Origin of the sequence: Flammeovirga sp. EKP202 (assembly GCF_014534745.1) — a bacterium.
Classification (GTDB): Bacteria; Bacteroidota; Bacteroidia; order Cytophagales; family Flammeovirgaceae; genus Flammeovirga.
Map to the genome: position 1 here is coordinate 1 of NZ_JACVVP010000043.1, position 25,300 is coordinate 25,300.

A 25,300-nucleotide genomic window follows, 5' to 3' on the forward strand; every position below is an offset into this window, starting at 1 on the left:
CTAAAAACAGCTTAATTTAGCATCCTTATATTTATACTTTTACCATTCGCAAATTTTTGGTGAGCGAAAGGTCAGTACTTAAATTAAAAAAATAAAGGTTTGATGAAGTACCAAAGTATATTCATCAAACCTTTTATATTTTTAGAAAACTAAAATTATTAGCTCTTCATACCACCGTGAATCTCAAGTGTTTGAGCAGTAATGTAAGTAGACATATCAGAGATTAAGAAGATACATAAATCTGCAACTTCTTCTGGTTTACCACCTCTCTTCATTGGAATATCAGCAATCCAAACATCCTTTACTTTTTCATCTAAAGTAGCAGTCATTTCAGTTTCAATAAATCCTGGAGCTACTGCATTACAGCGAACGCCTCTAGCTGCCAATTCTTTTGCTACTGATTGAGTAAACCCAAGGATACCTGCTTTTGAAGCAGCGTAGTTAGCTTGCCCTGCATTACCATGCACACCTACTACTGAACTCATGTTTACAATAGAACCGCTACGTTGCTTTAAGAATGTTCTTGTAGCTGCTTTTGTTAAGTTGAAAACTGACTTTAAGTTTACTCTGATTACATCGTCAAATTGCTCTTCTGACATACGCATTAATAACGTATCTTTTGTAATACCAGCGTTGTTAATTAAACCATCAAGAGAATCAAAATCAGTTGTGAAATCTTTGATTAATTGTTCAGCTGCAGCAAAGTCAGAAGCGTCAGAACGGTAGCCTTTGGCTTTTATTCCGTATGCTTCTAATTCAGCTACCAAAGCTTCACCTTTCTCAACACTTGAGAGATAAGTGAACCCTATATTTGCGCCATGCTCCGCGCAACGAATTGCGATTGAACGTCCAATACCTTTAGACGCACCTGTAATCAAAACGTTTTTGCCTTCTAGCAGTTTCATGGTGTGTGTATTTCTAAGTTGTTAGAATAAATTCAGGTCGCAAGTTACAAAAAAGTCATTATGAACAAGTTTAATTCTTATTTATCCTTTAGAAAAGGCCATTTTTTTTCAAAGTTTTATCAAGTATTGTAAATTCGAACTTCATAAATGAAAACAATACCTTATTAGAGCCTTTTTGAAATCTATAATTTGGAGAAGAAAATACGCTTTTAGGTAGATATATAAGCATAAATTATTAATCAAAGATTCATGGAAAAGTTATTAGAAAGATTTTTACGTTATGTAAAAATTGACACGGAGTCTGTTCCTGGTATTGAGCAAATTCCTAGTACAAAAAAGCAATTTGACTTAGCAAACTTATTGGTAGAAGAGTTGAAAGAAATTGGAATGCAAGACGTAACTATTGATGAAAATTGCTACGTAATGGCTACTCTTCCTTCGAATATTGAAAAAGAAGTGCCTACAATTGGTTTTGTAGCTCACGTTGATACGACTCCTGATTTAACAGGTGCCAATGTAAACCCTATTGTTTGGGAGAATTATGATGGTAATGATTTGGTTTTAAATAAGGAGAAAAATATTGTACTTTCTACAGAAGAGTTTCCAGAAATTAAAGCTTACAAGGGACAACAGATTGTAACGACAGATGGTACTACTCTTTTAGGTGCAGATGATAAAGCGGGCGTTGCAGAGATTGTAACTGCGATGGATTACCTTATTCAACATCCAGAAATTAAGCATGGTAAAATCAGAATTTGTTTCACTCCTGATGAGGAGGTAGGAAAAGGAGCAGATTTATTTGATGTAGAAAAATTTGGTGCAGAATGGGCTTACACAATGGACGGAGGTCCTATGGGTGAATTTGAATACGAAAACTTCAATGCAGCTTATGCTGAAGTAACTTTTAAGGGACAAAATGTACACCCAGGTACCGCAAAAGGGAAAATGGTCAACTCGATGAACATTGCGGCAAAGTTTGCTACAAAGTTCCCTGATAACGAAACACCGGAGCAGACAGAAAAATATGAAGGTTTCTACCATTTATTGACTATGAGTGGCTCTGTGGAGGAGTCTAAGTTACAATACATTATTAGAGACCACGATGGCGAGCTTTTCAAAGCAAGAAAAGCACACGTGGAGGCGTTAGTAAAAGACTTCCAAAGAGAATTCGGAGAAGACAAAGTACAACTTTCTCTAGTAGATCAATATTACAATATGAAAGAAAAGGTAGAGCCAAATATGCATATTGTTGATATTGCTTTGGAAGCAATGAAAGCTTTAGAAATAGAGCCAGATGTAAAAGCTATTCGTGGAGGAACTGACGGTGCAAGATTATCATTTATGGGCTTACCTTGTCCTAATATTTTTGCAGGAGGGCATAATATGCATGCTCGCTATGAATACGTTCCTGTTCCTACAATGGAGGCAGCGACAAAAGTAATTGTGAAAATTGCAGAAATTGTTGGAAGAGGTTAGTGATAAACTTCAATAATAGATGATCAAATCGTCGTAGCGTATTCGAATCATAACAATAAAAAAGGCCGAAACATTATCTTTAGTGTTTCGGCCTTTTTGTTTGCCCTGCATGCAAACTATCCCAACAGTTTAAAAATAAAGTTGTTTTGCCCCTCGGAGGGAAGAAAATGAGGCTTAAAGTGTGAAGGAAGAATTAGCAAGTTTACTGTACATAGCGAAAATGTACTTATTTTGGCGTGTAGTAGTAAGTGAGGTTGTAAAATATGCCGAAGCCCTAATTTCAAGATTACTCTATACGGTATAACAGATGTGTTAGTAAACAGGGAAGTTTATGAAGCCTTTATTGTTCATGTTTTTTAGTATGAGCTAAGGTTTAAGGTAAGTCTGAACTTATGGAAATGAAGGTGGCAGATGAACTCTTAGTAGTTAAAAAGTCCTTGCAAGAGATCTTCTGGTAACAGAAGTTAGGATAAAACTTGGATGACTCTTGTACATGAATGGCACATCAGCTACACAGACAGTTGTTTCACAAAAGGATGCAACCTATGCGAAGGTGTGAAGTTAGAACTGAAAGTGAAAATGTATACACAGTTATTGTTAAAGTATAAGTAAAAAAATAGCTGTTGAGATACAACTAGGAATTTTTAGTGAAGAAGCTTCCTCTGTAAGAATCTTACCACTTTTAATCCGCAGGAGTACTCAGTAAGCGAGTTTTCTAATCGATCTTCAAGGAGTATCTGGGAGCCCTAAAAGTATTACAACCTTTAAGGTTAAAGTAAGGAAAATGACAAGACGTAGCCAAGGTCACTACCCCACTTAAAATCTATATTTTGGATTTATCTCAGTTGATGCAAGGTTATTCGATGTATTATCGATTAGGGTTGAATAAGCGTTTATTTGGTACTCTTCAAGGTTGGACTCTTAGTCGTCTTCGTATGATAATCATGAAACCTTGGAAAAGACTCAACGAGCAACTATGGTATATGAATCATAAAGGAACATTTGGGTTGCTAGTGGTGTAATTAAAGCTGTTATCTGATTCATCTAGCATTACTTGATAAGTGGTTTAGTGATCAAGGGTTATTCGATTTGAGCAAGGTAATTACAAATACAATACACCAATTTAGGGATAAGGTTCGTATTCAAGATTCTATGAGAGGGTTAATATGGAATGAAATTTATTTACTATTCATTCGTTTGATTTTTTTTATGTAACGGATAGGGTTTCTCTCTATTTCTTGTCCTTATATGTATATAGATAGTTCATGTATAAGAAGTAATGATTTTGATAAAGTCGATAGCCTTCTGTAATACATTTAATTTTGATTAAGCTTTAAATTACTGCGATGCAAAAAATTCAATCTTTTGATGTCAAAACGTATAAAGACATCTTGAAATACAACAAAAACCTTTATATCCCATTTCGAAAGAATGCCTTGGGTCAAAGGGAGTATTTGAGTGTATTACAAATCAAGGTAGACCTTCTAAAAGATGAGATGTACAAGTACAGAAGAGATCTGAATAAGGAGGAAATGAATCAACTCACCACAATAGGCAAAAGACTTCAGGAAGTACTATTAAGAGAAAAAGTGGCAGAAGTAGAAGGTGCTCCTCTGAAAGGTGGCTATTTTATCACTTCTTCACCTTTTAATGAAAACTTATATTCAGTTTCAACTTTCTTAGACAAGTACTGCCCAAGGAAAAGTTTTTATGATCAGGTAATTTCATCAACTGATAGGTCTTATAAAGATAATTATGATGACGTAGAAATAAATTTCTGCTTGGATGCTTCAGCCTCTTACTGCGATGATGACATTATTGATTTACGAAATGAATATCGTAAACAGGAATATCTAGCGATTCATCTTGGAACCGGAGCTTTTATTAAAGTGACAAAGGAAGAAGAAACCTATAAGTACCTAAAAGAATTAGATCCAGTTTCAGATATTGAACCGTTAGGTTTAGAGTACAAACTGAAAGTTCCAAACCAAGAATTCAATGGTCTTTTAGTAGAAGAGAGCTATTTGAAATTCTTCAATAAATATGCAGAACAAGTTTTTAGTACATACAGAGATGATGAAGCGGTATTTTCAATTTACCTATTCTCTGAATCATTTTTCGAAACTTTATTGAAAGGAATAGAGGTACTTGATGAAATGCATTCGAGAGGTGAAATCCATGGTAATTTTTATGCAGGGTGTATCGATTTTCAATCAGATCAATGGGTTCTGAAAGATAGTTTAAACATAAAAATTGGAGGTGTTAGCCCTTCAAAATATGATAAGTACTTTGCTCCAGAACAACTTCTTCTTCAAGGTTTGGATGAGAGAACAGATGTTTATTTTATAGGTCTTGTAATCCTAAATTACATTGATGCACTGCAATTTGGGAAAACTTCTGATTACTATATTCCCGATACAAATGGGAATGTAAAGCATCAAATTTTATTAGATGAGCCCCATGTTTTCATCTCACCAAAAACTAAAATATTTGAGGATGGAACCGAAGGTAGAACGAAATGGCGAGTCTTCTTAGAACAATGCCTTGCATTTGATAAAAACGATAGATTTAACTCCATAGAAGAGCTCAAGTCGGAATTAACCACACTATTGGAACATTATCCGATTAGTAAAGTAGACCAACGTTCTTTGGCTTCTTTAGGGGTGATGACTGATGTGGCTATGCTTGAAGGTGAAGTGGTGTATGGGTATGATGTGTAGAATTTAAATTTTAACAAGACTTATTTCAGATACAATTTAATTGATTTAATATATTATGGATATCACAGTAGGTTTATGGATTACCATAGCTTTCATTACTTTTATCATATCCGTTGGACTATATGGATATAAACAAATAAGTTCAAAAATAACTCCGATAAAAGAAGATTTAGAGAAGATAAATGAAAACTATGATGAAGAATTTTTAATGAATAGTTTACTTCAAAAATCTTGGCAAAATTATGAAAGAACTTTTATCAATAGGAAAACTCATTCTTCAGCTAATAATTTCTTCAATGAATATGATATAGTGCTAGATAGGTCGAATCTAGCTAATTACACCAATATTTTAGTTGGGTTAGGTATTATTGGAACTTTTGCGGGTTTAGCTTTTGGATTATCAGACTTTAATATTGATAGCGTTAAAGAAATTACTAGTAGTATTCAAGGTTTATTAACAGGTGTTGATACAGCATTCTGGACTTCAATAGCAGGTATGTTATGTTCACTCTTATATGGTTGGTATTTTAAAAGAACAATGTCTTATACCAATAATTTAATAGGAGAATTATGCCATTTTCTAGATGCTAAATATAAATTTACAGAAGAAGATAAACTTCGAAGAGAGTTTGAAACTTATTACAAAGTACAGAAAACGATTGTAGAGGAGTACTATTGTTCTATGGATGAAAGTGGAAATATTATTTACCCAAAGGATAGATTAAAACATATTCATGAACAACTTACCCATAACACTGCATCAATTAAAAGTATGTCAACTGATCTTAATGGAGTATTAGAAAATGGATTAGAAGTCATGGTTGAGGGGATAAATAATTCCTTAGAAGAAATGCTAGATCGTTTAATGAAAATGACAAGTGGTCAAACCGATGCAAGTCTAAAAGAAGCATTGGAATCGATTAAACTGTTATTGGCGAATTTTAATTCATCCCTTGCAGAACCTTTAAATGAATTAGCTAAAAAAATGGATACGGTAGGTAGCTCTGTTAATGAACTACCATCAATTGTGACACAAATGAAGAGTTCTTTTGATGATATAATTATAAAATTTGAGCACTCTATTTCAAAGTTGATAGGAGAGAATGAAGAAGTATATAAGAAGACAGGTGAAACAACTGACAAAATAATAGGAAAAACTACTCAAATAACGGAAGAGTTAACTGTATCATTTGAGAAGTTGTTAGAAGAAATCAAGGGCGTAATTGATTCTACAAAATCGACAACAAAAGATATGAATGATACGGCAGGTAAATTCAATGATTCAGGTAAAACTATTTTGGAAGCTACTAATGGTTTAACAACTACATCTAAAAGCTTTGAAAAAACTTCAGAGCATTTAGAAAGTTCGACTAATGATTTTACTTCTAAGATAGAAAAAATTTCAGACAAGCAAAGTGTAGTTTTCTCCCAATTAAACTCTCTTACAAGCGAGTTCTCGAAAGTGGCTGAAAGTATAGATAAATTGCCAATGACAATTGACCTTTTAAAGGCAACTGTTGAAGATATCTTAAGTAAATTTGATGCTCAAACGACAAAGGGTAGAGTAGAAGGAGCTAAAATTAACCAAGAAACAGCAAATCAATTAAGAGAAATAGGAAAGTTATTGGGAGATACAAAAGGATCATATCACTCAGAAATTAATAAAGTGATGGGTGAGTTTAATAAGATGTTGGAAAACACGAAGAACGTCGCAAAAGAGATGGGATCTAGTGCAACAAAATTTAATTCTTCAGGAGAACAGTTTAAGTCATTAACTAATGATATGTTGGGTTCTGCTGGATTATTGGAAGAGTCATCATCAAAATTGAAAGATTTTGGGGAGATTGCAAATCAGACAATTCAAAAACAGGCAGATATAACAGAGAAAATTACAGCGAATGTCAATTCATCTATTACAAACATGAAAAATGCAGGAGAGAAAGTACAGAATAATATTCAGACTTCAGTAGATGGAATGAAAAACTATACTGAAGGGTTGTCATTAGCTGAGCAAAAAATGGGAGAAGCTTTTACAGTTTTGCATAATAATATAGAAAACTATAATGCTGCAACTAAAGATTCTCTCAATGATCAATTGACAAACTTCACTCAACAGTTTACAGATGCGACTTCAATACTTCATGATGCTGTAGGTAACCTTACAGAAATTTTAAGTGAAAAAGGTGAAACAATTTCTAGAAAAAAGATAAGACAATACAATGAGTAAAAATACAGTTGAAGAAGGTGTTTTCTCCCTTTCCTTAGGTGATTTGATGGCTGCTTTACTTTTGATTTTTATCTTAATGTTATCGGCAACTCTTTTAAAATTGAAAGATCAAGATCCTACAGGAGTTTATTTTAATAAAAGGGAAAGTCTTATTGATTCCTTAAATCAAGAATTTAAAGATGATTTACCTAAATGGGGAGCAGAATTTCATCCTGAGAAAATATCTATTGTTTTTACCTCTCCGGATGTATTATTTGAAACAGGTAAAGCAACAGTAAAGCCTCATTTTAAGAAAATATTAGATGATTTTATTCCTCGATATTTAAAAGTGTTATCCGATGAAAAGTTTAAAGAATATATCGATGAAATTAGGGTTGAGGGTCACTCATCATTAGGCTTTGGTAAACTTACACAAATAGAAGCCTATTATATGAATATGGATTTGTCTCAAGAGAGGACAAGGAATGTATTGAGATATATTTTGACAAACAATGTAAAAGCAACATTGTTGGAGTGGACTAGAGCAAATATTACAGCGAATGGATTATCATCAAGTAAACCGATTTTAATCAATGGTGAGTATAGTGCTAAATATTCCAAAAGAGTAGAATTCAGAGTGAGGTTAAACGCTAATTCAATATTAAACGAAGCTTTAGAAAATTAGAATATGAAAAGTTTGGAGGAAAATATTATTGGTTTATCAAACATTACTTTGCCTTATCGACCTGATTTTAAAGAAGAATCTAGGAGGAAGATTAATGATCAAATAAAAAAACTGGGTAAAATAATCACATACAGTCCTAAACCTCCCAAAGTAGATAAAAAGATTAATATTGAAACTGTTAATCGATTTAATTCTGATACACTTCTGAGCAAAGATATTAGAGTCTTTTCATGGAACTTAGAGGCAATCTTTTTTAATGAAAAACTCTTATCTAAAGAATATATTGACGAAGTATTAGCTTTGATTGATGATAATTGGAGGTTGACTTATTATAACGGAATACTGAACTCTTTATTAGGTATTTGGGAGTGTAATACAACAAGAAAGAAAGTACAATCGCTCATCAGGTCAAAAGTAATTAAAACCAATAGTGAAATTGAAAAAGGTCTTATTAGAACTAATTCTAGATTAAATAATCAGCTAGAAAGTTCTATTTACTTTTTGGATCAAAGTGGAGCAAATAAATTGGCAAAGGAAGTTTTATTAGGTAAGTTAGATATAAACAAAATCACAGAATTTATTCAGCTTCCTCCGTCTTTATTTAGTAGCACCTATTTTGATAAAGTGCTTATTCACTATGTAGACTGTTTATTTTATGTTGAGAATGCTTCTTTAAGAAATAAAGATCAAGTAAACCAGATTATGGACTTTATAAAGTTTAGAAGGAAAAGAGTCAAGGTTCTTATCATTTCTAAATTGATACTAGAGGTGAATAAAGGACATTTTAATGAACATAAATCTGAACTAAAATCCTATGCGTTTACAGAGATTGGAGATCCAAATATTGAGACTAATTGGATGTCGATACATTTCAATGAAAAAGAACAGGAAAGAGCTGATGAGGCAAGAAGAATGGTTCTTTACTGGATAAATCAAGAATTTATTGAGTCTTTTTTCAGCCTTATTGATGATGCTTCAAGAAGATTGTATTGGTTGAATTTCTTTAAGAAGAAAGGAGGGTATATGAAAGACTTTAAAATGCTTTTGGATCACGATCATAAATCTGATTTAAGAAAACTGTTAAATGGTTTGAGACCTCATATCAGTAAAAGAATTTCTCATTTCTCTAAAGATTGTGCTTTGACTTTTGTTATTAATGGTTACCGATTTATAGAATTTGGAGCTTATGGGGGAGGGACTTTAAATGTTCATAAAGTTGATAGTCGTAAAGAATTTAGGATTCAAAATGTATTAAAAAGATCATACATAGATAAAGGAGATATTTATTACAAACAAGGGGAAATACCAGAACTTGTAGATGGTATGCATTTTAGTTCGGAAGGAGGTAGATTAGCTCATAGAGGTGAAAAATGGAAATCGGATTTAGATAAATGGTTACGTAAAATAGCAAAAGTATAGTAGAATATGGAGGGTATAAAAGTGTTCAAAAGCGATATACGAGCTTATCAAAAAAATAAAACGTATATAGAGGAATATTTAGAAAATGGTCAATTAGAAGACCTAGGAGAACAACTCTTTATTCCAAATAAAACATTAATGTTTTTCTCCTCAAAAGACAGACAAATGTTTCAGCTACCCAATTTGTATCATGGAATCATTCATATAGAAGGAAAAGGGATTCTAGGTAAACCAGATTTTAGGTATCATTTAAAGTATTATAATTTTTTTAATGGTACAGAAAAATTCTTAGAACGTAAAGGTTTTTTCTTATTTGAGAATGGTAAAATAAGGTATATTTTGTCAGAACATTTTTATCAATTACATGAGACTGTAGATAAACTTAATCAAGATATTATTGATGGTGAAAATTCCCTTATTACTTTATGTCATTTAAAGAATAATTTTGCCAATCAGAAAAATATTTCATTAGATCAATATTTACAAAATGAAAACGTCAATGTTCCTGATGCATTGAATCTTGAAATTAACTCTTCTGAAGAGGGTGCGATTACCCTACAACCACAACTAAAAGGTGACTTTGTTGGTATAGAAGAGCTAAATGAAGGCTTTCAACAATCATTTGCTAAATCTCGCAGAGTAAAAAACACCTATTCAATGCGAGATGAAAATGGACATAGAGAAAGAATTTATATAAAGGATAAAGTAAAAGAAGGATTGTCTCAAATTTTACCTTACGCAAGAGGAGAGAAAACAGAAGAAGAGATTCAAAAGGTATTTAAACATCCTCAGATTTATTTCGATCCTAATATTATTGATTTAGACCGGTTCTCGGCAAGGGTATTAGAACTAGGGTATTACCAACCAGAATATCAAGGTATAGTAATCAAAAAAGGGAATGATTGGGTGCCCGGTTTGATTATAGAAGAAATGGATGGAGAGAGAAACCAAATTTTAATTACCACTCTCGATGCATTAGAACACTTTGAAGGAGAGATCCAAGAAGCGGAGATCAATCATAAAGATCATATTGAAGCGCAAGCCAAGAAAATACCTTTATCAGAAGCTAAAAAAGCTGCAGAAATAGCTAGAGAAGTCCTCACTTTTGAACCAAAAGAAGGGGATAACGAATTACCCCAATCACTAAAAGATAAAGGAGTAATCCTTATCATTAAAGAAGAGTTTGAGGTACAAGAAACTAAATCTTTAAAAGACTTTGAATATCATGCTCCCCCTAATTTAAGGAGTCATATTCAATTGTATAATTATCAAAAAGAGGGGATTGCATGGATGCAGGCCTTATCGAACTCATCTTCAAACATCGGAGGTTTATTAGGTGATGATATGGGTTTGGGTAAAACACTACAAGTTTTGTCGTACATAGATTGGCATCAACAGTTACAGGTAAATCAAAGTACAAATTTGCCTTACCTTATTGTTGCTCCTGTCACTTTATTAGAAAACTGGCAAAATGAATTCTATAAGTTTTTCGATTCGGATATTCATTTCATCCCTTTTTATGGAAGCGATGCGAAATCAATCAACCTAGAAAAATTAACGAACAAACATGTACTTCTCACTACTTACGAAACTTTAAGGAGCAAACATATCATCTTAAAAGATGATGGCGAACCAGACTACACTCAGAGTTTAAGTTCAGTAAAATGGGCTGGGTGTTTTTTAGATGAAGCACAAAGAATTAAGACCCCGGGAACATTAATTACTAATGCGGCTAAATCGCTTAATGCACAATTAAGAATTGCCATGACCGGCACCCCCGTAGAAAACTCCTTGGTCGATTTATGGTGTATCATGGATTTCTTAATGCCGGGTTTATTAGGAAGTAAAAACGAGTTTAAAAAGACTTTTAATAAGAATACCGACGATGAAAGTGAGTTTGCCAAGCTAGGTGAAGCCCTTAGACAAAAGATTGATTTCTATTTAATCCGACGATTAAAATTAGGCAACTTGGAGGGACTTCCGAAGAAAAACTTATATCCTTTGATGTACTTGAACGATGGTGTGGTTAATGTAGAAAACGATGAGCTTTCTATGATGCAACAAATGCCAGAGTTACAAAAAAAGAAATACCTAGGGTATATTAAAGCTGTATTAACCGATAAAGAAAACAAACAAAATAAAGGCTTGAAAATGATTTGGGGTATCAAACAAATTTCTGATCACCCCTATATTTTGGATCAGAATATTCAGAGTATCCTATCAAAATCAAGTACTGATTTAATAGAAAGTTCTGCAAAATTAACATCTACGATAAAGATTCTAGACAAAATTCAATTGAATGACGAAAAAGTAATTGTATTCACCGAATCAGGGAAGATGCAACGTCTATTGAAAAAGGTTTTGGAGGAAAAATATCAATTACCTCATATCTCTATCATCAACGGTCAAACCTCTACTAGAGGCGAAGAAAGTCGTCAAAAAACAGTAGATAAGTTTCAATGTATTGATGGTTTTAATATCATTATCATGTCTCCTATTGCGGCAGGTTATGGTCTGAATGTCACTGGGGCAAATCATGTGATCCATTATACAAGGCATTGGAATCCGGCCAAAGAAGCTCAAGCGACAGATAGAGTATATAGGATTGGTCAGAAGAAAGAGGTTCATATTTATTACCCGATGTCAACGTTAACCAATACAGAATCTTTTGACCTAAAATTAGCCAAGCTTTTAGGTTTCAAAATGATGCTATCAGATTCATCAATGTTTCCTTCAACAAAATTAGATATCAAAGAAGAACAATTAATTTCTGAAGATATTTCTATTGAAGAAGGAGAATTAGAAAAGGTGAGAATAACTTCAAAGGATTTAGGAGAGAAAGATGATGTAAATAAGAAAAATATTATTGCATTAATTCTTCAAAAGCAGTTCAATTTGTCCCATTTAAAAGTAAAGAAAAGAATGGGGAAAGTGCAGATTTATGGAACAAATATGGATGGTTTAAATTTGGGTTTTGCATTACTAGGAGATGAATTCAATGCAGTGAATAACCCTGAAAGTTTAAAAGAGTTGTTATTGCAACAAGAAAATCAAAAAGAACAAATTTTGGATAAAGTAGTTTTGGTATCAACAACGTTGACTATTGATGATGACATTTCTGCACCCGATATTAAATATGTCGATCTAGAGAACTTTTTAATGAAAAATGAAATTTATGATGAAGACACTTATGTCTTAATATAAGAAATCATAACAACCGAAATACAGCAATTGATTTCGGTGCATCATACAGAGTTAATATAAATAACCGTTATCACCCACTAAAAAAGTAAAGAGTTAGGAAAGATTTTTGATTGCTATTATTTCACCCTCATTACTGCTTTTAAAATATTTTTTTTGAGGGACATTTTTGCTTTCTATTATTTATAATTACCAACTTGCACTTAGGCTATGAATCTGACTTTACTTAAGGTGAAGAAATTGTTTACACTACTATTAATTATCAATATCTATACGCTGTTTGCTGCACATGCTCAGGAGAATAGGGTTGTGATAAACGATAAGTTAGATATTCGAAATATCGAGAATGAAATGTTATTTCTTCCTGTAGAGAAGGAATATAAAATTGATGACATTTTAAGTCAATACCATAATAACAACTTCATTAGTTATTCGAATTTAGATTTTCCGGAGGGAAAGTCTACAATTTGGTTTTCTGTTGTTTTGGAAAATACTACCGATAAAACAAAAGAAATATTTATTGGAACAAGTCTTTTTGACTTTATGGAAATGTATGTTCCAACCGCCCATTCTTTTGAAGTATTTAAGGGAGGAATACTGGAGGAAAATGAAATGAAAAAGTTCAAGAAAGGGAGTTTTTCATTTGGTAGGGTGAAGCTTGATGCATTATCTACTAAAAGAGTTTTTATCAGGGGTGAGTATGAGGATGGAAAGTATTTTCAATTTACGGCATTACCATTTACCGTCTATGGTGCTGAAGAATTTCATAAACTACATGAACCTCAAGACATGTTTCACTTCCTCTTTATAGGGGCGATGCTGATTATGACGTTTTACAATCTGTTTTTATTTATGATTGTAAAGGATAAGACTTATCTATACTATGTGGGGTACAATATTTCAATTACGATTTACTGTTTAGGCTTATCCGGTTTTATTTCAGAAAAATGGCTTTCCTCAGCATACCTTCAAGAAGATTTGGTCAATATTCCAGGTATGTTTGGGTATCTATTTTATATCTTTTTTGCGCAGTCTTTTTTAAAATTCGGTAAGCATTTTCCAAAGCTAAACCAATTGCTTAAGATCAGTCAAGTTGGTATTGTAATCTCCCTTATATTATTTGTTTCTGGATTGAGAAATATTTCGATAGGATATAATTTTATAGCTGCTGGTTTAGGGTACTCTTTGGTAATTGTTAGTGCATATCGAGTTTCAAAATATTCTGTTTCAGGTCGTTATTTCTTCATTGCAGGAATCTTTTACTTCTTAGCAATGGGAATTTCTATTATGCAGATGTTAGAAGTTTTACCTCCATATTTTTGGTTGTTTAATTCCGCCAATGTTACAGAGTTAGGAGTGGTGTTGGAGCTTTCGTTATTCTCATTGGGTTTAGGCGAGAGAATCAATGAAGCGAGAAAAGCTGTACTGAAAAAAGAAGAGGAGAAAAAGGAATTGATAGAAGCTCAAAATAAAGAATTAGAAAAAAAAGTAAGAGACCGAACTTTCGAACTAGAGGAGATGAACAATGAGTTGGCAACAATGAATGAGGAATTGAGCTCTACAATGGAAACGGTATTTGAACAAAATAAAGTCATCGAGCAAAAAAATGAGAATATAACACAGAGTATCAACTATGCTAAAAGGATTCAAGCTGCAATGATGCCTGCGGATGATTATCTTGGGAAGTTTCTAAAAGATCATTTTGTGTTTTACAAACCAAAAGATATTGTGAGTGGTGACTTTTACTGGGCTTCTCATCTTGAAAATAAAACAGATCTATTTATTGCTGTAGTGGATTGTACAGGTCATGGAGTTCCTGGAGGTTTTATGTCAATGTTAGGAAGTGAATTACTAAGAGAGGTGATAGAGCATAGAAAAATAACAGATCCAGGTGAAATTCTTAATTGTTTGAATGATGGGATAGAACAGGCATTAAAACAATCCGATTCTCAGAATAAAGACGGCATGGATATGTCTTTGTTAAGGGTGAATTTAGTAGAAAGAAAAATCTATTATGCAGGAGCAAAAAGGCCATTGGTGATTATAAAAAGTAATGGAGATACACAAGTAATTAAAGGCTCCAAATTATCGATTGGTGGAATGGTAAGAACTGACCTGTATTCATATGAAACTACTATTATCGATGTGGCTGATGGTGATAAGTTTTATGTTTATTCTGATGGTTTCCCAGATCTGATTGGAGGACCGGACATAAGAAAATATATGAATAAAAACTTTAGGGAGCTATTGAACAATATTAGCCACTTACCAATGAAAGAGCAATCACAAATTTTAGATAACACGCTAAAAGAATGGGTAGAAACTTTCAAATACGGGCAGATTGATGATATAGTTGTTTTAGGGTTTGAAATATAGATTAATAAATAAAGTAGGCCGAAACATTCTCCCAATGTTTCGGTTTTTCTTTTACGAACAATCTAGAAATTCAGTATCTTAAAGAACACAAACTAAATCACCCTAAAAATGAACATCCAAGATATCAAAAACATGCCTTCTCAGAAAGGTCGAGTAGCTATTGTCACAGGAGCCAACATCGGGTTGGGGTTAGAAACTTCCCGTTTTTTTGCTTTGAAAGAGATGAAAGTAATTCTTGCTTGTAGAAATATGCAAAAGGCGGAAAGTGCCATTGAAGAAATCAAGAAGACAACACCAAATGCCGATTTACTAGCTATGCCTCTTGATTTAAGTGATCTACAATCCGTAAGAGATTTTGCCCAATCCTTTACAGAACAGTTTGACAGGCTGGATATTTTAATCAATAATGCGGGTATTATGGTACCTCCATTTTCAAAGACAAAAGACGGTTTTGAAAGTCAGATGGGGGTGAACTATTTTGCTCATTTCTTGTTGACAGGATTATTGTTGCCGTTACTTGAGAAGACAGAAGGTTCAAGAATAGTGGCATTAGGAAGTATGGCACATAAAAGTGGAAAGATAGATTTTGATAATCTGAATGCTGAAAAAAAATATTCCAAATTTGGGGCCTATAGTATGAGTAAATTATCGTGTATTATGTTTGCTTACGAGCTACAAAGACGTTTGACGGCTCATAATTATCAAGTAAAAGCAGTGGCTGCACACCCGGGAGGATCGATGACCAATTTGATGCAACATATACCAAGCTTTATGGTACTTTTGATGGAAAACTTATTTTCTGGGTTGTTTAATACAGCACAAATGGGAGCGTTACCGACTGTTTATGTCGCGTTAGGAGAAGATATAAAAGGAGGAGATTATACAGGACCTGATGGATTTAGAGAAGTAAAAGGAAATAATGCCATCAAAGTTCCTTCAACAGATTATTCACACCGTGAAGATTTAAGTAAGACTTTATGGGAAGTTTCTGAACGATTGACACACTTTAACTATTCATTCTGATAAATTTTTATACTTTTGCAATCCTTTTATCATAATGGAGGGAAGAAATGTTGATAACTTTTTTATTTTGAAGGTTTCACAGTCCTTGTTTTTAGAAAGTTGTCAACATAAGTACGTGGAAAGAAGGAAAAGGATAATTTTAGATTGTTATTTTTATTCTAATTGAGGCAGATTTGCAGAGCATAGTCCTAGCTACGTGATAAAAATCTAACGATAAGTAGGATAAAAAAGATAAGATAAAATATCCATTTACTTTATTCCAAGTACTTTAAGACTTGAGAAGTGTTTTTTGGTACTTAAGTCATAAAAGACGAAAGAGGTTTTCAACATTATATTCACAATCAACATAGTTTGTGAATAAATAATGAGTGAAAACCTCCTTTTTTGAATAAACTTATCTGCAGATGTTGATAAGTAATTACCAAGATAAATTTATTTAATCTCTTAGTTTAGGTTTGGCTGAGGAGTTAACCTTAAATAGGGTTTCACTTCAGTATAACCTTTAGGGAAGATTGCTGGAATATCTTCTGTTTTGACAGCAGGAACAACCACACAGTCGTCACCGTTTTCCCAATTGGCTGGTGTAGCTACTTTATGATAAGCTGTTAATTGAAGCGAGTCGATAACTCTTAAAAGCTCATCAAAATTTCTACCTGTAGAAGCAGGGTAAGTAATAATCAATTTTACTGTCTTGTCATTTCCAATCACAAATACAGAACGGACAGTCAATTTGCTATCAGCATTTGGGTGGATCATATCATACAATTCAGATACTTTTCGATCTTCATCTGCTATGATAGGAAAGTTGACAGTAGTGTTTTGTGTTTCATTAATGTCATTGATCCAACCTTTATGAGATTCTAACCCATCAACGCTAAGTGCTGCCACTTTTACGTTTCTTTTGTCGAATTCGTCCTTGTACTTTGCTACAGTACCTAGTTCAGTTGTGCACACTGGAGTGTAATCAGCCGGGTGAGAAAAAAGGATTCCCCATCCTTCACCAAGCCATTCATGAAAATTGATTTCCCCTTCTGTTGTTTGAGCCGTGAAGTCGGGTGCAACATCACCCAATCGAATAGTTGCCATGTTATAAATAGTTTAAGGTGTATAAAATATGTATGCATGGACGCATACAGAGAATAGTCAGAACTTTTTGTTTAACTACCGTAATTTAAAATTTTAAAATAAATATTTAAAGCGGATAGGGTTTTTCATTTCCATTTTCCCTTCTAAGAGTGAATCAGGAAATTAAAAAATAAACTATTATGAAATATAGAAGCAACTTAATCGCTATTATTTGTTTATCAATTTTCGCGTTTGTAGCGTTCAGTACGGTTGAGAAACCAAATACAAATAAAGAAATACAAAATAATCATGAGTGGGATCAAGTAGAAGAAATCGTTGTTGGTCGTTGGGTAACAGATGCATTGGAAGTTCCTATGATCAATGAGAACGTGAAAAATTTATATCCTTATATCTCTGATAGTTCTTTTAATTATATGGGAAGAGCACAAGGGCATATTTTGTCTGATATCTATCCTCAAGATGATCAAGAGTTTTATGCAGAGCAAGAAAACTTGGTCAAAGTAGTAGAGTCTTTAGGAGTGAAAGTAAGAAGACCTGATGAGTTGGAAGTACACTCAATCGCTACTTCTCAGCCTTACTCTAGAGATCCAATTATTACTATTGGTAATAAAGTAATCATAGCCAATATGAACTTGGAGGCTTGTAGATTAGAGACTGCAAACTATAGAAGAATTGCGTTGGATTTGGCCAAAAACTACAATGGTGAAGTAGTGGATATGCCTGCTAACAAAGCGGGTTTACATGAAGACAATATCTACTTAGAAGGTGGAGATGTATTTGTAAACGGAAAAGAAATTTATGTAGGTCTTTCTGGCAACGCTTCTAATGAAGCTGGTGTAGAGTGGTTACAGAAAGAACTTGGTGACGATTATAAGGTATATGGCATTCAATTACAGCATCATGTATTGCATTTAGATTGTGCAATGATGCTACTAAATGATCACCAAGGAGTGGTTTGTAAAGACGATTTTGTAGACTTCGACGCATTACCAGAGTCATTAAAGAATTATGAGTGGGTGGAGGTGAAACCTGAAGAAGCCCAACGTATGGCAACAAATGGTATGGTGATTAATGATCATACAGTTATCGTTTCAAATGAATTTCCAGAAGTAAATAAAAGAATTAAAGCTTTAGGAATTGATGTTATTGAGATCCCATTTAGAAAGGCAAATTACTTCGGAGGTGGTATTAGATGTAGCTATCAACCGATATACCGTCAGTAAGTTTTCTGAGTTTATTATTAATGATGTAGTTAACGAGGTGTGATTTTCATACCTCGTTTTTTGTATGAAAGAATTTAGTACTCTGTAAATATATTGTAAACTAAATTATCGTTAATTACAGTAATTCCTTTTGTGAAGGATAAATGGTAGTGTATTATGGCTCGTGCGGACGTTTTACTAAAACGTCTCCACAAAACTGCATTTTAGAAGATAATTACAAAACCTTTTTCTTTTGTAATCAGGTAATCATTTAGTAGTATCTTCTTCGGCCTTGAAGGGAAAAGCGTGAAGAATTTCATGGATTGAGCCGTTAAAAATGATTTTGTTGTTTGAGCGCAGCGAGTTTAAAATCATTTAGGTGAGAGAAATGGAATTTAGCTTTTGACTTCTAAGCCTTGAATTTTTTGCTTCTTTTTGTTTCAAGACAAAAATGAAGAGGAAAGAACCTTGAAAGTAGACCCTATAATTACTTGTAGAAAGATCGATTGAAAGTTGGCGATAATTTAGTTGATCAAAATTTAGCTCTAAAATAGTATTATTCTTTGATGTGTTTCCGTTTTCTTTCTGATTGCTAACAAATGTAAATATCTAAAATATTAAAAAATAAAATGTAACTAATGTAATATTTTATATAAACTTATTAATGAAATGATATAAAAATAATGCAATGTTTTGGAGTAGAAATTTCTTTCACAAACCTTTGTAGTGCAATAAATAATTGCAGCAAACGCAAAAGCAAAAACTTCAAAAAAATCAAATGATATAACTAAAAATAAAACATATACAGAGCAAACTATTGTAATAATTTATCACACATTTTTAAATGGTATAAGGTCATAATCTAAAATTTAGAATTAGGATCTTATAAATACTCTATAAATCTAAATACTTAGATTTATTGCTCATGTAATATAGCTCATGAACAGTATTTCTATTTTAAATTAAAGCTTAAACTGTTGTTTTTTAGTAGTTTAGTGATGAGCTAATTACTAATATTTAAATGAAGGACGATAGCTATACAATAACAAAATAGACCAATTAACTTAAACGTTAGGGTTCTATTAGTTAGTACTAAAACCAGACAAGGTGAGTAGAAAGAGGGGGAGTGCCATAATGGTATCCCTTCTATCACCTTTTTTGAATTGATTAACCGATTACAAAAAAATATTTAGAAACAAATTCCTTAATATATATAGGTAATAACCTAAATTATACAACTATTACTCGATGGATAAATGCTATACACATTCAAAATCTTATAGATTCTTGAAGTGTTTTTAAATGAGAAGTGAAATGGCTTAATACTTCTATTTTGTATTAGTAGAGTGCTTTCCTTGAAATTGGATTTATTTTGGTTGAAAGGGGATAAAGTTCAATCATTATAAATTAGTCTCTACCTAATATCGGATGAAGACATCACTAAGACTTTTCACTTATTTTGCTTTTTAAAATTATAAGGCACATTCTAATTTGTTAAGAGTGTGCCTTAATTGTATCAATACGGTTACATGATTTTTCAAACAACAGATGAAAGTTTGCATTTCTTGGTACTTCTTTAAAACATTTATGATAAAGAAGTACTTAAAAAGATATAATACGTTTGAAGAAATAATGAGTAATACATCATTTTACTCTACTTTTGTGATTATTTTTGCGGTCCTAGTCAATTTTTAATAAAAACATTGTTAGATATTTACTAAGGATTTAAGAGTTATAAGAATTAGAAGTAACTTTGTCATATGGACAAGATGGAAAATATTCGCAACTTCTCGATTATTGCTCACATTGACCACGGTAAGAGTACGTTAGCAGACCGTCTGTTGGAATCGACTCAAACTGTAGCTCAGCGTGATATGCAGAGTCAGTTGCTAGACAATATGGATTTAGAGCGTGAACGTGGTATTACGATCAAGTCGCACGCTATTCAGATGAATTACCTCCAAGATGGAGAAGAGTATGTATTGAACTTAATTGATACTCCTGGTCACGTGGATTTCTCTTATGAGGTATCTAGATCAATTGCAGCATGTGAAGGTGCATTATTGATTGTGGATGCGTCTCAAGGTATTGAAGCACAAACCATCTCCAACTTATATTTGGCAATGGAGCACGATTTAGAGATCATTCCTGTAATGAACAAAATCGACCTTCCTCATGCCAACCCAGAAGTAGTAGCGGATCAGATCATGGATCTTTTAGGTTGTGAAAGAGAGGATATCGTTGAAGCTTCAGGTAAAACTGGTTTGGGTGTAGATAAGATTCTTGAAGCAATTGTAGACAGAATTCCTGCTCCAGAAGGAGATCCAAAGGAACCACTACAAGCATTGATCTTTGATTCAGTATATAATTCATTCCGTGGAGTAGAAGTATACTATAGAATTTTGAATGGTACACTTAATAAAGGTGACCTTGTAAAATTCGTCAACACTGGAAAAGAATATAAAGCAGATGAAATTGGTGTTTTAAAGTTAGACCAAGAGTCTAGAAAGTCAATTTCTGCAGGTAACGTAGGTTACATTATCTCAGGTATCAAGGAAGCGAAGGAAGTAAAAGTAGGTGATACTATTACTTTAACGGAACGTCCTTGCGAGGAAGCGATTCAAGGTTTCGAAGATGTGAAGCCAATGGTATTCGCGGGTATTTATCCTGTTGATACAACAGAGTATGAAGATCTTCGTGCCTCTTTAGAGAAATTACAATTGAACGATGCCTCTTTAGTATGGGAACCTGAAACATCAGTAGCCCTAGGTTTCGGTTTTAGATGTGGTTTCTTAGGGATGCTTCACTTGGAAATTGTACAGGAACGTTTGGAGAGAGAATTCAACATGACAGTAATTACTACTGCTCCTTCCGTACAATACCATGCATTTATGAATAATGCAGAAAAGGAACAAGTAATTATCAATGCTCCTTCAGATATGCCTGACCCTAGTAAGTTAGATCATATTGAAGAACCATATATTAAAGCCAACATCATCTCTAAAGCTGAATACGTAGGACCAATCATGTCATTATGTATGGAGAAAAGAGGTGAGTTGAAAAATCAGGTTTACTTAACAACAGATAGAGTAGAGTTGATTTTTGAAATTCCTTTGTCAGAAATTGTATTTGACTTCTTCGATAAGTTGAAAACTATCTCTAGAGGTTATGCTTCATTGGATTATGAATTGATTGGATTTAGAGCTTCTAAGTTAGTAAAACTAGATATTCTATTAAACAATGATCCAGTAGATGCTTTCTCAGCAATTGTGCATAGAGATGGTGCATATGATAGAGGTAAGAAGATTTGTGAAAAACTTCGTGAAGTGATCAATCGTCAGCAATTCGAAATTCCAATTCAAGCGGCAATTGGTACGAAGATTATTGCTAGAGAAACAATCAAAGCCCTTCGTAAAAACGTAATCGCGAAGTGTTATGGTGGTGATATCTCACGTAAGCGTAAGCTATTAGAAAAGCAGAAGAAAGGTAAGAAACGTATGCGTCAGTTGGGTAACGTAGAAGTGACTCAAGAAGCATTCATGTCAGTATTGAAAGTTGACTAGTCTTACATTCTAAGATATAAATAAAGGTTGCCTTATTTCGTTAGGGCAACCTTTTTTATTGGCGAAATTTTCATCAAAATTTTATACTTATGACTGTAGTTACACTCTCATTAGTGGCCTTTTTACCAATTTAGTTGCGTAGAACTTCTAATGGCCTTGAAGGGAAAAGCGTTAAGAATTTCATGTATTGAGCCGTTAAAAATGATTTTGCTGTTTGAGCGCAGCGAGTTTAAAATCATTTAGGCGAGAGGAATGAAATTTAGCTTTTGACTTCTAAGCCTAGATTTTTTGCTTCGTTTTTCATCAATGGAAAAATGAAGAAGAAAGCCTCTTGAAAGTAAGGCCTCGAAAGTTGGTAGAACTATCGTTGATTACAGTACAAAACTTATAACCCTTTTGGAGCTGTAAAAATAATTTCAGCACTATCTTGACCAATAGGAATAATGTACAATTCTTCAGGAATAGCATATTTTTCATCCGTCACTTTAGGGTTTTCCTGTACAATCAAATTACCTATTACACCGGGTACAACATCTGATTTATCTTCATTACCAAGAAAAATACGCATCAATCCAGCTTGATGAGATATTTGTATAGTACCAGAATCTAATCCAGCAATATTCGCCTCTTCCCAATTGTAAATTAGAGTTACCTCTCTTGGTGGAATCTTATCCACATCATCAACACATGAAGATAAAACGATGCCTGTAAGTAGAGCGAATAGGAATGTTAATTTAAAATTCATATTTACTTTTTTCAAATTAGTAATGCTCAGTACCGAATTAGAGTTCGATACCTAGTAGACCTGTTTTTATGGGCTACAAATAGTATTTTATGATAAAAAGACCTAATACTAAGACAATTTATCACTACTAAAAAACGATGAAATGGGAGGAGGAGTTCTAAAAACAACATTATTTAGTATTCCCCGAAAAATAACTTAATAAGAGCAATAAATAGTTAAGTTATTTTTGTTTGTATACTTAAGACTTTATTCATGAAATAAAGTACATTTGCAGCATGGAACAAATGAGTATTACAGAAAGTAGAGCAACTAAGATTGTTTTACGGATAATTGTTATCAGTTCCATTGTGCGTGCATTTATTGGGGGTACAATGGAGTTCAGTAATGACGAGGTTTATTATTGGACATATGCTTTATACCCAGAACTTAGTCATTTTGATCATCCTCCGATGGTCGGTTGGGTAATTCAGTTATTTACCTTAAACCTTCAATTGCCTTATGAATTATTTATGCGATTGGGAGGGGTAGTTTTTGCGGGTATAAACACTTTCTTAGCTTATAAAATTGCTTCAAAACTAAAAGACAGTATAGCAGGGATTTATGCTGCATTTTTATATACATCTTCTATTTATGCATCCATTTTAGCAGGTATTTTTATTATACCTGACACTCCACAAGTTCTTTTCTGGATGCTGAGTATTTACTTTTTACTAGAGTCACTTCCGGTAGAAAAAATCGATAGCCGAGCGAGAAAAAACCTTTTACTAGCAGGTTTGATGATTGGTTTGGCAGGTTTGTCAAAGTATCATGGAGCTTTCATTGGTTTAGGAGTAGCCTTGTATGTATTGGTATGCGATAGAAGATGGTTTGCGGATTGGAGTTTATGGGGTGCAGGAGCCATTGCAGTGTTGTGTTTATTCCCTGTTGTGTATTGGAACTATGCGAACGATTTTATTAGTTTCACTTTCCATTCTGATCGTGTGACACCTACGTTGGAGCTTAGATTGGATTATTTCTTTAGAGAATTTGGCGGTCAAATAGCTTATAATAACCCATGGAACTGGTACCTCATCGTAGCTGCTTTAGTAGGCATTGCTAAAGGCAAAAAAGTAATGGACAAGAAGTCTTTACAAGTCCTTTTATTCAATGGTCTACCACTCATCTTGGTGTTTACCTCTTTCGCTATTTTCAGGGAAACATTACCGCACTGGTCAGGGCCAGGGTATTTACCACTGATTATTATCGCTGCGGTTTATTGGAGAGTAAAATTAATTGACAGTAAAGCTAGAAATGCTTGGAGACTTTGGAAACCGAAAAGAATTGCGGGTTCTACAACTTTCCTTGCAGTAGTTTTAGCATTAGCGTATTGGCTAATTAATTTTAGTCCTATCAACTTGGGAAAAACGAATTTGGAAGATCCTCACAACTTTGGGGAGTGGGATTTTACTCAGGATATGTATGGCTGGAGACAAATCAATAAAAAATTGAAGCCAATTATTGAAAAGGATGTTCAAGAAGGGAAAATGAAACCTAATGCCAAGTTTGTCGGCTTTGAGTGGTTCCCTGGTACCCATATCGATTTTTATGTTGCACATCCTAATAATCACCCAATGATCATGATGGGGAATTGGGATCAGATTCATAAGTATGCTTGGATCAATCAATACAGAGGTGGATTAGAAAAAGGAGAGGACGTTTACTTTGTCAATGTGACCAATTGGGGCAGAGATGTAAACCGACAGTTTGCTGAATACTTCGAAGCCATTGAAGAGGCAGGAAGAGTAGAAGTGACAAGAGCAGGGAAACTGATGAGGTATGCCTATTTGTATCGTTTGAAAGGATATAAAGACAACTATCCTTTTCCAGATCCTTATGAAAAAACGCATAAAATAAATTAATATGGAGCCATTCGGTTGGGAAAGAGAATTATTTCTCTACTTAAATAGTCATCATACAGCATTATCAGATACGTTTTTTTGGTGGATTACTACGCCTATTAATTCGTGGCCCTTATACTTGTTCATCATTATTTTTTCTTACTTGAAGTTTGGTTGGAAAAAAACAGTATTTTGGTTGGTAGGTTTAGGTATCGCAATTGGATTAGCAGATGTGATTGCTTCTCAAATTTTCAAGCCTTTGGTCAATAGGCCAAGACCTACACATGATCCAGTAATTAAGGATATGGTACATTACCTCAATGATTACCGAGGTGGACCTTTAGGTTTTGTTTCCTCACACGCTTCAACCTCTATGGCTATTGCTTTATTTTTCTTTTTAGAATGGCATAAACAAGTGAAGTGGTCATGGATCTTTTTTATTTGGACCGCTTTGTATTCTTATAGTAGAATTGCAGTAGGAGTTCATTTCGTTGGAGATATTTTCGGAGGGTGGCTTGTCGGAATATTGTCAGTTTACCTAGCTAGAGAAATTATTTATTGGGTACAAAACAAGTATCAAATTCAATTGGATAAATAATCTGATGATTGAAAATAAAAGATAAGCCGATGCATGAAAGTGTATCGGTTTTTTTCGTTTTTATGTGTCTATGCTACTTAAAATGGGGTTTTGTAGTGAAAATGTAGTAATAAAAACGAATTAATGTGACTTGCAAAGCAGTGAAAATATCCAGTAAGTTAGCCATCTTTGAAATGACGATAGATTAAAAAATAAGTAGAGCTTTATAAAAGCAAGTA

Annotated in this window: 16 protein-coding genes; 13 read left to right on the forward strand and 3 right to left on the reverse strand. The window is 33.4% G+C overall.

What is annotated here, in order from left to right; translation table 11 throughout:
* Positions 1-158: 158 nt before the first annotated feature.
* Positions 159-905 carry a 3-oxoacyl-[acyl-carrier-protein] reductase gene (fabG, locus tag IC221_RS21520; RefSeq protein ID WP_188170937.1) on the reverse strand — a complete coding sequence of 249 codons (747 nt, stop codon included), beginning with the start codon at positions 903-905 and terminating at the stop codon, positions 159-161.
* Between the two features lie 249 nt (positions 906-1,154).
* Between fabG and pepT the strand changes: the two genes are divergently transcribed.
* From pepT to IC221_RS21565, 9 genes are all read left to right on the forward strand, one after another.
* Positions 1,155-2,381 carry a peptidase T gene (pepT, locus tag IC221_RS21525; protein ID WP_188170938.1) on the forward strand — a complete coding sequence of 409 codons (1,227 nt, stop codon included), beginning with the start codon at positions 1,155-1,157 and terminating at the stop codon, positions 2,379-2,381.
* A gap of 827 nt (positions 2,382-3,208) precedes the next feature.
* Positions 3,209-3,403, forward strand: a complete 195-nt coding sequence (locus tag IC221_RS21530; protein ID WP_367397782.1) for a group II intron maturase-specific domain-containing protein — start codon at positions 3,209-3,211, stop codon at positions 3,401-3,403.
* A 324-nt stretch (positions 3,404-3,727) separates the two neighbouring features.
* Entirely contained in the window at positions 3,728-5,101 is a 1,374-nt protein-coding gene (locus IC221_RS21535; protein ID WP_188170940.1) for a hypothetical protein, read from the forward strand.
* Positions 5,102-5,156: 55 nt separating this feature from the next.
* A complete protein-coding gene (locus IC221_RS21540) occupies positions 5,157-7,328 on the forward strand; it encodes a methyl-accepting chemotaxis protein (protein ID WP_188170941.1) in 2,172 nt (723 codons plus the stop codon).
* Positions 7,321-7,992 (forward strand): OmpA family protein, encoded by a 672-nt coding sequence (locus IC221_RS21545; protein WP_188170942.1) that lies wholly within the window; start codon positions 7,321-7,323, stop codon positions 7,990-7,992. The genes IC221_RS21540 and IC221_RS21545 overlap by 8 nt, the downstream gene beginning before the upstream one ends.
* Before the next feature lie 3 nt (positions 7,993-7,995).
* Positions 7,996-9,411: an EH signature domain-containing protein gene (locus IC221_RS21550; protein WP_188170943.1), complete on the forward strand. Its 1,416-nt coding sequence runs from the start codon at positions 7,996-7,998 to the stop codon at positions 9,409-9,411.
* A 6-nt stretch (positions 9,412-9,417) separates the two neighbouring features.
* Positions 9,418-12,615, forward strand: coding sequence for a DEAD/DEAH box helicase (locus tag IC221_RS21555; protein ID WP_188170944.1), 3,198 nt, complete (start codon positions 9,418-9,420; stop codon positions 12,613-12,615).
* Positions 12,616-12,822: 207 nt separating this feature from the next.
* Positions 12,823-14,988: a 7TM diverse intracellular signaling domain-containing protein gene (locus tag IC221_RS21560; RefSeq protein WP_188170945.1), complete on the forward strand. Its 2,166-nt coding sequence runs from the start codon at positions 12,823-12,825 to the stop codon at positions 14,986-14,988.
* A 108-nt stretch (positions 14,989-15,096) separates the two neighbouring features.
* Positions 15,097-16,011, forward strand: a complete 915-nt coding sequence (locus IC221_RS21565) for an oxidoreductase (protein WP_188170946.1) — start codon at positions 15,097-15,099, stop codon at positions 16,009-16,011.
* Between the two features lie 444 nt (positions 16,012-16,455).
* Here the strand turns inward: IC221_RS21565 and IC221_RS21570 are convergent, their stop codons facing one another.
* Positions 16,456-17,097: a peroxiredoxin gene (locus tag IC221_RS21570; RefSeq protein WP_188170947.1), complete on the reverse strand. Its 642-nt coding sequence runs from the start codon at positions 17,095-17,097 to the stop codon at positions 16,456-16,458.
* Positions 17,098-17,276: 179 nt separating this feature from the next.
* Between IC221_RS21570 and IC221_RS21575 the strand changes: the two genes are divergently transcribed.
* Both IC221_RS21575 and lepA read left to right on the forward strand, forming a co-directional pair.
* Positions 17,277-18,320 (forward strand): dimethylarginine dimethylaminohydrolase family protein, encoded by a 1,044-nt coding sequence (locus tag IC221_RS21575; protein ID WP_188170948.1) that lies wholly within the window; start codon positions 17,277-17,279, stop codon positions 18,318-18,320.
* A gap of 1,748 nt (positions 18,321-20,068) precedes the next feature.
* The gene (gene lepA, locus IC221_RS21580; protein WP_062617662.1) at positions 20,069-21,862 is read left to right on the forward strand and encodes a translation elongation factor 4; all 1,794 of its coding nucleotides are present in this window, start codon (positions 20,069-20,071) and stop codon (positions 21,860-21,862) included.
* A 385-nt stretch (positions 21,863-22,247) separates the two neighbouring features.
* On the opposite strand, the gene IC221_RS21585 is transcribed toward lepA, so the two are convergent.
* On the reverse strand, positions 22,248-22,607 hold the full coding sequence (locus IC221_RS21585) for a hypothetical protein (protein WP_188170949.1): 360 nt from the start codon (positions 22,605-22,607) through the stop codon (positions 22,248-22,250).
* A gap of 284 nt (positions 22,608-22,891) precedes the next feature.
* On the opposite strand from IC221_RS21585, the gene IC221_RS21590 reads away from it, so the two are divergent.
* Both IC221_RS21590 and IC221_RS21595 read left to right on the forward strand, forming a co-directional pair.
* Complete coding sequence (locus IC221_RS21590) at positions 22,892-24,505, forward strand: glycosyltransferase family 39 protein (RefSeq protein ID WP_188170950.1); 1,614 nt, start codon at positions 22,892-22,894, stop codon at positions 24,503-24,505.
* Position 24,506: 1 nt separating this feature from the next.
* Positions 24,507-25,082, forward strand: a complete 576-nt coding sequence (locus tag IC221_RS21595; protein WP_188170951.1) for a phosphatase PAP2 family protein — start codon at positions 24,507-24,509, stop codon at positions 25,080-25,082.
* The last annotated feature ends 218 nt before the right edge of the window (positions 25,083-25,300 follow it).